This is a genomic window from Streptomyces sp. BE20 (assembly GCF_036322525.1).
In the GTDB taxonomy this organism is placed as follows: domain Bacteria; phylum Actinomycetota; class Actinomycetes; order Streptomycetales; family Streptomycetaceae; genus Kitasatospora.
On sequence record NZ_JAQYWW010001151.1, the window covers coordinates 1 to 8,245 of the forward strand.

At 77.4% G+C, this 8,245-nt stretch carries 1 protein-coding gene; it reads right to left on the reverse strand.

Annotated features, from left to right (window positions below; translation table 11 throughout):
• Window positions 1–8,245: SDR family NAD(P)-dependent oxidoreductase (locus tag PUR61_RS36590; RefSeq protein WP_329883879.1), on the reverse strand; the 8,245-nt coding region annotated here is incomplete at both ends.

Here is an 8,245-nt window from a genome sequence, read left to right on the forward strand (position 1 = left end):
CATCTTGATGATGCCGGCCGCCCCGGCCGCCGCCTGGGTGTGCCCGAGGTTCGACTTGATCGACCCGAGCCAGAGCGGGTCGCCGCCGTCCCGGTCCCGCCCGTACGTCGCCAGCAGCGCCTGGGCCTCGATCGGGTCGCCGAGTGTCGTGCCGGTGCCGTGCGCCTCGACGGCGTCGACGTCCCGCGGCGTCAGACCGGCGTTCGCCAGCGCCTGGCGGATGACGCGCTGCTGCGACGGGCCGTTGGGGGCGGTGAGGCCGTTCGAGGCACCGTCCTGGTTCACGGCGGTGCCCCGGACGACCGCGAGCACGCGGTGGCCGAGGCGCCGGGCGTCGGAGAGCCGCTCGACGAGCACCATGCCGACGCCCTCGCCCCAGCCGGTGCCGTCCGCACCCGCCGCGAAGGACTTGCACCGGCCGTCGGCCGCCAGACCCCGCTGCCGCGAGAACCCGACGAAGGTGTCCGGGGTGGCCATCACGGTCACGCCGCCGGCCAGCGCGAGGTCGCACTCGCCGGAGCGCAGCGCCTGCGCGGCGAGGTGCAGGGCGACCAGCGACGAGGAGCACGCGGTGTCGACCGTGACCGCCGGGCCCTCCAGGCCGAGCGTGTAGGAGATCCGGCCGGAGGCGACGCTGCCGGAGTTGCCGGTGCCGAGGAAGCCCTCGACCTCCTCGGGTACGGCGGTCAGCCGGCCGAGGTAGTCGTGGTACATCAGCCCGACGAAGACACCGGTGCGGGAGCCGCGCAGGCGCAGCGGGTCGACGCCGGCGTGCTCCAGGGTCTCCCAGGAGGATTCGAGCAGCAGGCGCTGCTGCGGGTCCATCGCCATGCCCTCGCGGGGGCTGATCCCGAACAGGCCCGGGTCGAAGTGCGCGGCCTCGTAGAGGAATCCGCCTTCGCGGGCGTAGGAGGTGCCGGGGTGGTCCGGGTCGGGGTGGTAGAGACCCTCGACGTCCCAGCCGCGATCGGTCGGGAACAGACCGATGCCGTCCCGGCCCTCGTCCACCAGCTTCCACAGCTCGTCCGGCGTGGTGATCCCGCCCGGGTAGCGGCAGGCCATCCCGACGATCACGACGGGGTCGTCGTCGGCCGGGGTGGTGGCGGTCGGGGCGGGGGCCGTGACCGGGGCCGGGGCCGCGCCGGACAGTTCGGTGGTGAGGAACTCGGCGAGGGCGGTGGCGTTCGGGTAGTCGAAGATCAGGGTCGCGGGGAGCCGCAGCCCGGTCTCGGCGGTGAGCGCGTTGCGCAGCTCGACGGCGGTGAGCGAGTCGAAGCCCAGCTCGCGGAAGGCCCGGGCGACGGGGACGGCGTCGGGGCCGGGGTAGCCGAGGACGGCGGCGGCCTGGGTGCGGACGATGGCCAGGGCGGCCTGGACCCGTTCGGCGTCCGCCAGTCCGGCGAGGTGGCGGGCCAGGGTGCCGCCGCCGGTCGCGGTCCTGGCCGTGGCGGCGCGCCGGCGCCCGGCGTTCGGGACCAGGCCGTGCAGCAGCGGGGGCAGGCCCTCGGCGCCGCGGAGCACGGCCAGGTCGAGCCGGAGCGGGACGGCGACCGGGCGGTCGGCGGCGAGGGCGGCGTCGAAGAGCGCGAGGCCGGCCTCGGCGTCCAGCGCTCCGAAGCCGCCACGGGCCAGCCGGCGCAGGTCCGCCTCGGAGAGCGCGGCCCCGAGGCCGGCGTCCCACAGGCCCCAGGCGAGGGAGGTCGCGGGGACTCCCTGTGCGCGCAGTTCGGTCGCGTAGGCGTCCAGGAAGGCGTTGGCGGCGGCGTAGTTGGCCTGGCCGGCGTTGCCGAACAGGCCGGCCGCGGAGGAGTAGAGGACGAAGGCGCCGAGCGTCCTGTCCTTCGTCGCGGCGGCGAGGTTGCGGGCGGCGTCGACCTTCGCCCGGAAGACGGCGTCGAGCCGCTCCGGGGTGAGGTCGGTGAGCAGGCCGTCGTCGATGGCGCCGGCGGCGTGGACGACGGCGGTGACCGGCTCGTCCCGCAGCGCCGCGGCGACCGCGTCGGGGTCGGACAGGTCGCAGGCGAGCGAGCGCACCTCCGCGCCCTCGATCTCGATGCCCCCGCCGGAGCGGGTGAGCAGGAGCAGCCGGCCGACGCCGTGGGCCCGCACCAGGTGGCGGGCGACGAGGCCGCCGAGTGTGCCGGTGGCGCCGGTGACCACCACGACGCCGTCACCGAACTCCGCGCGGCCCTCGGCGTGCAGCCGGGCCAGGCGCGGCACCTTGACCGCGCCGTCGCGGACCAGTGCCTGCGGCAGCGGGTGGAACGCGGTCTCGGCCGCGTCCAGCAGGTGGATGCGGTCCGGGTGTTCGGCCTGGGCCGACCGCACCAGGCCCCACAGGGCGGCGCCGTCGGGGTCGGTGATCTCCTCGCCGACGGCGCCGAAGGTGCGCACCACCAGCCGGGAGTCCGACCAGGCGGGGTCGGCCAGCCAGTCCTGCAGCAGCGTCAGCAGGTCGGCGGCCCGGTCGCGGGCGGCGCCGGGCGCCGTCGCGTCCACGGCGAGCACCGGCGCGGGGGCCGGCAGCGGCTCGCCGAGCGCGATCACGACCGGGTGGTCGGCCGGGGAGCCGGTCGGGGAGCCGGTCGGGACCGTGGCCGGGGCGGCCGGGTCCTGCGCGGTCCACTCGACGGTGAACAGCGAGCGGGCCGCCTCGGTCCGACCGGCCGTGGTCCCGTCCGCGTCGACCGGGCGGAAGACGAGACCCTCGACAGTGGCCACGGGAGCGCCGGCGGCGTCGACCGCGTCGACCCGGACGCTCTCGCCGGACGGCCGGAGCCGGGCGCGCAGCAGTCCGGCACCGTCGGCGTGCACGGTGACGCCGGTGAACGCGAAGGGCAGGCGGGTTTCGCCGTCGGCGGCGGCCTCGGTGTCCTCGCCGGTGCTCAGGCCGTGCAGGACGGCGTCGAGCAGCGCGGGGTGCACGCCGAACCCGTCGGGTTCGCCGGTCAGTTCCGCCTCGACGAAGAGGTCGTCGCCCTGTCGCCAGACCTCGCGCAGGCCCCGGAAGGCCGGCCCGTACGTGTAGCCGGCGACGGCCAGCCGGTCGTAGAGGTCCTCGGTGGGCAGGCGGGTCGCCCCGGCCGGCGGCCAGCCGAACGCCTCGCCGGCCGTCCGGGCCGCGCCGACGAAGCCGGTGGCGTGGACGGTCCAGGCGTCCTCGGTCCCGGCGGCGGGCTCGCCCGGGTGGGAGTGGACGGTGACCGGGCGACGGCCGGTCCCGTCCTCGGCGCCGACGCTGACCTGCACGGCGACGCTGTCCGCGGCGCCGAGCCGGAGCGGCTGCCGGAGCACCAGCTCGTCGACGGCGGGGGCGCCGACCACGGCGCCTGCGGCGAGGGCGAGTTCGAGCAGCGCCGTGCCCGGCACCAGGACGGTGCCCAGGATCGTGTGGTCGGCCAGCCAGGGCTGTGCGCGCAGCGAGAGGCGGCCGGTGAGGACGGTGCCCTCGCCGCCGGCCAGCGGCACCGCCGCCCCGAGGAGCGGGTGATCGGCCGGGCCCAGTCCGAGGCTCGCCGGGTCGGTGCCCGCGCCGGTGGCGGCCTGCGGCCAGTAGCGCTGCCGCTGGAAGGCGTAGGTCGGCAGGTCGGACAGCGGGGCGCCGGCGCCGTCGAGGACGCCCGTCCAGTCGACCTCGGCGCCCCGGGTGAACACCGTCGCGACGCCGGTCAGCAGGGCGGTGACCTCGTCCCGGTCGCGGCGCAGGGTCGGGACGGCGAGCGCGTCCGGCGCGTTGGCGCCGACCAGGGCGGTCAGCACGCCGTCCGGGCCGACCTCCAGGAAGCGGGTGACGCCCTGCGCGGTCAGCGCGGTGACGGCGTCGGCGAAGCGGACCGGGCGGCGGACCTGGTCGACCCAGTACTCGGGGTCGGTCCAGCGCAGCGGTTCCCCGGGTTCGACGGTGGAGACCGCGGCGAGCTGCGGCGCGGCGAGATCGAGCCCGCGGACGACCGCGCGGAACGCGTCCAGCATCGGCTCCATGAGCCGGGAGTGGAAGGCGTGGCTCGTCCGCAGGCGGCCGGTCTTCCAGCCGCGTTCCGCGGCCGGACCGGTGATCCGGGCGATGTCCTCGGCGGCGCCGGAGAGCACGACCGCGTCCGGCCCGTTCACCGCGGCGACGTCGACGTCCGGGAACGCCGCGCGCACCTCGGCCTCGGACGCGCCGACCGCGAGCATCGCACCACCCGGGGGCAGCGCCTGCATGAGCCGGCCCCGGGCCGCGACCAGCACCGCCGCGTCGGGCAGGGAGAGGACACCCGCGGCGTGGGCGGCCGTGATCTCGCCGATCGAGTGACCGGCGACGACGTCGGGCGTCACGCCCCAGTGCCGGAGCAGGGCCAGCAGCGCCGTCTCGACCGCGAACAGGGCGGGCTGCGCGTACGCGGTCCGGTCGAGCGCGTCCGGGTCGGCGAAGACGACCAGCCGCAGCGGCTCGTCGAGCAGCGGGTCGAGGTGCGCGCAGACCTCGTCGAACGCGGTCGCGAAGACCGGGAAGGCCGCGTAGAGCTGTTCGCCCATGGCGAGGCGCTGCGCGCCCTGGCCGGTGAAGAGCAGGGCGAGCCTGCCGTCACCCGCCTCACCCCGGGCCGCGGTCTCCCGCCGCTTGAGCGCGCGGAGCAGCTGGGCCCGGTTGGGCGCCAGGTAGGCGGCCCGGTGGGTGAGTGCGGCCCGGCCCGCGGTGGTCCGGGCGAGGTCGAGGAGGTCGGTGTCCGGGCAGGAGTCGAGCCAGTCCCGGAGGCGTTCGGTCTGCGCGTCGAGGCCGGCCTCGGTGGCCGCGGAGACGACGACCGGCAGCACCGGCAGCGTGCTGCGGCCGCGCGGGCGTTCGTCCTGCTCGACGACGGCGGGCGGCTCCTCCAGGATGACGTGGGCGTTGGTGCCGCTGACGCCGAACGCGGACACGCCCGCCCGGCGGGGCTTCGGCCCGGCGGCCCAGGGCCGGGCCTCGGTCAGCAGCGCGACGGCGCCGGAGCTCCAGTCGGCCTGCGGGGTCGGCGCGTCGACGTGCAGCGTCCTGGGCAGCCGCCCGTGCCGCATGGCGAGGACCATCTTGATGATGCCGGCCACACCGGCGGCGGACTGGGTGTGGCCGATGTTGGACTTCACCGAGCCGAGCCAGAGCGGCTCGCCGTCCCGCTCCTGGCCGTAGGTGGCCAGCAGCGCCTGGGCCTCGATCGGGTCGCCGAGTGTCGTCCCGGTGCCGTGCGCCTCGACGGCGTCGACGTCCTGCGGCGTCAGGCCGGCGTTCGCCAGGGCCTGGCGGATGACGCGCTGCTGGGACGGGCCGTTGGGGGCGGTGAGGCCGTTCGAGGCGCCGTCCTGGTTGACCGCACTGCCGCGCACGACGGCCAGCACCTCGCGCCCGGCGGCCCGCGCCGAGGACAGCCGCTCGACGAGCAGCATGCCGACGCCCTCGGCCCAGCCGGTGCCGTCGGCGGCGGCGGCGAAGGACTTGCACCGGCCGTCGGTGGCCAGCCCGCGCTGGCGGGAGAACTCGGTGAACGTGCCGGGGGTGGCCATGATGGTCACGCCGCCGACCAGTGCCATGCCGCACTCGCCCTGGCGGAGTGCCTGCGCGGCGAGGTGCAGGGCGACCAGCGAGGACGAGCAGGCGGTGTCGACGGAGACGGCCGGCCCTTCGAGGCCGAAGGTGTAGGCGATCCGCCCGGAGGCGACGCTGCCGGCGCTGCCGGTGCCGAGGTACCCGCTCAGGTCCTCGGCGCTCTCCTCCAGCAGGGAGACGTACCCCTGGTGGGTGGTGCCGACGAAGACGCCGACCTGTCGGCCGCGGAGCGCGAGCGGGTCGAGGCCGGCCCGTTCGAACGTCTCCCACGCGGTCTCCAGCAGCAGCCGCTGCTGGGGGTCCATCGCGAGGGCCTCGCGCGGGCTGATGCCGAACAGGCCCGGGTCGAAGCGGTCGGCGTCGCGGACGAAGCCGCCATTGACGGTGTAGGAGGTGCCCGACCGGTCGGCCCGGTCGGCGTCGGGGTCGTAGAGGCCGTCGAGGTCCCACCCGCGGTCGGCCGGGAACGGGCCGATCGCGTCGGTCTCCGCCGCGACCAGGTCCCACAGCTCGTCGGGCGTGCCGACGCCGCCGGGGAAGCGGCAGGCCATCGCGGTGAGCACGATCGGGTCGTCGTCGGCGGGTACGGCCGCCGGCGCGGCGACCGCCGGGGCGGCCTCGACGCCGGAGACCTCCTCGCGGAGGTACCGGGCGAGCGCCAGCGGCGTCGGGTAGTCGAACGCGAGGGTCGGGGAGAGGCGCAGCCCGGTCTCGGCGGCCAGCGCGTTGCGGAGCTCGACCGCGGTGAGCGAGTCGAAGCCCAGCTCGCGGAACGGGCGCTTGACCGCGATCGCGTCGGCGGACGGGTAGCCCAGGACGTGCGCGGCGTGGCCCCGGACCAGGTCCACCAGGGCGGCCTCGCGCTGCGCCGGGGGCAGGTCGGCCAGCCGGGAGCGCCAGCCGGTCTCGGCCACCGGCGCGTCGCCGGCCGGGCCGGCGACCTCCGGCAGGTCCTCCAGCAGGGGCCGGCGGCGGGCGGCGGCGAACGTCTCGACGAAGGACGCCCAGTCGACGTCGGCGACGGTGAGCAGCGGCGCGACTCCTGCGGCGGCCCGCCGCAGGACGTCGATCGCCAGGTCGGGGGCCATCGGGGCCAGTCCGCGCCGGCTCAGTGCGGCGCCGGTGTCGCCCTCGGTGGCCATGCCCGCCTCGGCCCACGGGCCCCAGGCGAGCGAGGTGGCGGCCAGGCCGCGGGCCCGGCGGCGCAGCGCCAGGGCGTCGAGGCCGGCGTTGGCGGCCGCGTAGGCGCCGCCCCAGCCGCTGCCCCAGGTGGCGGCGATCGAGGAGAACAGGACGAACGCGTCGAGCTCCGTGTCGCCGAGGAGTTCGTCGAGGTGCAGGGCGCCGGCGGTCTTCCCGGCGAGCACGGGGGCGAGCGCGGCCGCGTCGAGGTCGGCCAGGGGCGCGCCGTGCGCGATGCCCGCGGCGTGGACGACCGCGGTGAGCGGGGCCTGCGGGTCGGCGCCGGCGAGGTCGAGGAGGGCGGCGACCGCGGCGCGGTCGGCCAGGTCGGTGGCGACGAGGGTGACGCGCGCGCCGGTGGCGCGGATCTCGTCGGCCAGCTCGTGGGCACCGGGCGCGTCAGGCCCGCGCCGGCCGGCGAGGACGAGGTGGGCGGCGCCCTGGGCGGCGGCCCAGCGGGCCACCTGACCGCCGAGCGCGCCGGTGCCGCCGGTGACCAGGACGGTGCCGCGCGGCTGCCAGCCCTCGTCGGGCCCGGCCGCGGTGTGCGCGAGGCGGCGGACGAACAGGCCGGCCGGGCGGATCGCGATCTGGTCCTCGGCGTCGAGGCCGCCGGCGAGGACCGTGACGAGCCGGTCGGCGGCGCGCGGGTCGAGGGTGTCGGGGAGGTCCAGCAGGCCGCCCCAGCGGTCCGGGTACTCCAGGCCGACCACCCGGCCCAGCGCCCAGGTCTCGACCCGGGCGACACCGGTGACGCGGTCGTCGGGCCCGGTGGTGACCGCGCCGCGGGTGAGGATCCACAGGGGGGCGGTGACGGCGGCGTCCTCGACGGCCTGGGCGAGGGCGAGCGTGCCGGACAGCGCCGCGGGGACGCCGTCCTCGTCGGCCGTCTCCGAGGCGTCGCCCAGCGCGAGGAGCGAGACGACGCCGGTGACGCCGTCGAGCTCGCGCAGCCGGGCCGCGAGCGTGGCCCGGTCGGCGGCGGGGACGGTCACGACGGCGGCGCCGGCCCGGGTGAGGACCTCGTCGACGCCGTCGGCGGCATCGGTGGCGGCGGGCGCGACCAGGACCCAGGTGCCGGTGAGGGGCCGGGAGGTCGGGTCGGGCAGCGACGTCCAGGTCTCCCGGTAGCACCAGCCGTCGGCCACGTCCCGCTGGTGCTTGCGGCGGCGCCAGGAGGAGAGCGCCGGGACGAGCGCGCCGAGTGTCTCCCGGTGGGCCTCGGCGTCGATGCGCAGCTCGTTGGCGACGACGCTGAGGTCGGCGGAGTCGATCGCGGCCCAGAAGCCGGCGTCCGCGTCCGTCGGTGCGGCGGCCTCGCGGGGGGTCGGACGGAGCCAGTACCGCTGGTGGGAGAAGGGGTAGGTGGGCAGGTCGGTCGGGCGGGCGCCGGTGCCGTCGAAGAGGACCCGCCAGGTGACGGGCTGCCCGTGGACGAACAGCTCGGCGACGGCGGTGAGCAGCGTGGTGGCCTCGTCGCGGTCGCGGCGCAGGGCGGCG